Origin of the sequence: Curtobacterium sp. NPDC087082, assembly GCF_044745045.1 — a bacterium.
Lineage (GTDB): Bacteria > Actinomycetota > Actinomycetes > Actinomycetales > Microbacteriaceae > Curtobacterium.
The window spans coordinates 1,907-4,332 of the sequence record NZ_JBIUZN010000011.1; the positions used below are offsets into that span (position 1 = coordinate 1,907).

The following is a 2,426-nucleotide window of genomic DNA, read 5'->3' on the forward strand; positions in this document are numbered from 1 at the left end:
TTTGGTGATTGTTCGAGTCGATCGCAATTTTAATCTTTGTGGTCAAGTTTCTAAGAGCAAACGGTGGATGCCTTGGCATCTGGAGCCGAAGAAGGACGTAGAAATCTGCGATAAGCCTCGGGGAGCTGATAATCGAGCTGTGAGCCGAGGATTTCCGAATGGGGAAACCCCGCTGGGCGCTTTTGTGACCTGGTGACTCCCGCCTGAATATATAGGGCGGGTAGAGGGAACGTGGGGAAGTGAAACATCTCAGTACCCACAGGAAGAGAAAACAACATGTGATTCCGTGAGTAGTGGCGAGCGAAAGCGGATGAGGCTAAACCGATCATGTGTGATAGCCGGCGGGCGTTGCATGGTCGGGGTTGTGGGACACGTCGCTCAGTTCTGCCGGACTGGGGCGGTTACAGCGCATCATAGTCGAACCGGTTTGAAAGCCGGGCCGTAGTGGGTGCCAGCCCCGTAGACGAAATGGTGTTATGGCCGGATGTGTATCCCAAGTAGCACGGGGCCCGAGAAATCCCGTGTGAATCTGTCAGGACCACCTGATAAGCCTAAATACTCCCAGATGACCGATAGCGGACAAGTACCGTGAGGGAAAGGTGAAAAGTACCCCGGGAGGGGAGTGAAATAGTACCTGAAACCGTTTGCTTACAAACCGTCGGAGCCTCCTTGTAGGGGTGACGGCGTGCCTTTTGAAGAATGAGCCTGCGAGTTAGTGATATGTGGCGAGGTTAACCCGTGTGGGGCAGCCGTAGCGAAAGCGAGTCTGAATAGGGCGATTCAGTCGCATGTCCTAGACCCGAAGCGAAGTGATCTATCCATGGCCAGGTTGAAGCGACGGTAAGACGTCGTGGAGGACCGAACCCACTTCAGTTGAAAATGGAGGGGATGAGCTGTGGATAGGGGTGAAAGGCCAATCAAACTTCGTGATAGCTGGTTCTCTCCGAAATGCATTTAGGTGCAGCGTTGCGTGTTTCTCGCCGGAGGTAGAGCTACTGGATGGCCGATGGGCCTCAACAGGTTACTGACGTCAGCCAAACTCCGAATGCCGGTGAGTGAGAGCGCAGCAGTGAGACGGTGGGGGATAAGCTTCATCGTCGAGAGGGAAACAACCCAGACTACCAACTAAGGCCCCTAAGCGTGTGCTAAGTGGGAAAGGATGTGGAGTTGCATAGACAACCAGGAGGTTGGCTTAGAAGCAGCCACCCTTGAAAGAGTGCGTAATAGCTCACTGGTCAAGTGATTCCGCGCCGACAATGTAACGGGGCTCAAGCACACCGCCGAAGTTGTAGATTTCGCACACTCGATAAGCCTTCGTGGTTCAGTCGTGCGGAGTGGTAGGAGAGCGTCGTGTGGCGAGTGAAGCGGCGGAGTGATCCAGCCGTGGACGCTACACGAGTGAGAATGCAGGCATGAGTAGCGAAAGACGGGTGAGAAACCCGTCCTCCGAAAGACCAAGGGTTCCAGGGCCAGGTTAATCCGCCCTGGGTAAGTCGGGACCTAAGGCGAGGCCGACAGGCGTAGTCGATGGACAACGGGTTGATATTCCCGTACCGGCGAACAACCGCCCAAGCTAATCCAGTGGTGCTAAGAGTCCTAACCCGCATTGACCGGATCCCTTCGGGGTGATGGCGTGCGGTCTAACGCTCGACCCCATGCTGGTGCGGTTAGCGTATGAACAGGTGTGACGCAGGAAGGTAGCTGAGCCAGGCGATGGTATCCGTAAGGTGATCCTGGTGTAAGGATGTAGGGCTGACGATAGGCAAATCCGTCGTCTGTATGCCTGAGATCCGACGCGTACCCGTAAGGGGAAATCAGTGATCCTATGCTGCCGAGAAAAGCATCGACGCGAGGTTGCAGCCGCCCGTACCCGAAACCGACTCAGGTGGTCAGGTAGAGAATACCAAGGAGATCGAGAGAATCGTGGTTAAGGAACTCGGCAAAATGCCCCCGTAACTTCGGGAGAAGGGGGGCCGGACACGTGATGCGGACTTGCTCCGCTGAGCGTTGAAGGCCGCAGAGACCAGTGGGAAGCGACTGTTTACTAAAAACACAGGTCCGTGCGAAGTCGCAAGACGATGTATACGGACTGACGCCTGCCCGGTGCTGGAAGGTTAAGAGGAAGGGTTAGCCTTTGGGCGAAGCTCTGAATTTAAGCCCCAGTAAACGGCGGTGGTAACTATAACCATCCTAAGGTAGCGAAATTCCTTGTCGGGTAAGTTCCGACCTGCACGAATGGCGTAACGACTTCCCAGCTGTCTCAACCGCGAACTCGGCGAAATTGCACTACGAGTAAAGATGCTCGTTACGCGCAGCAGGACGGAAAGACCCCGTGACCTTTACTACAGCTTGGTATTGGTGTTCGGTGTGGCTTGTGTAGGATAGGTGGGAGACTGTGAAGCGGGCACGCTAGTGTTCGTGGAGTC

The 2,426-nt window shown here is 55.0% G+C and carries 1 rRNA gene; it reads left to right on the forward strand.

Going from position 1 to position 2,426, the window contains the following annotated elements:
* Nucleotides 1-40 precede the first annotated feature (40 nt).
* A 23S ribosomal RNA gene (locus ACIPEP_RS18225) occupies nucleotides 41-2,426 on the forward strand; the annotation flags it as partial.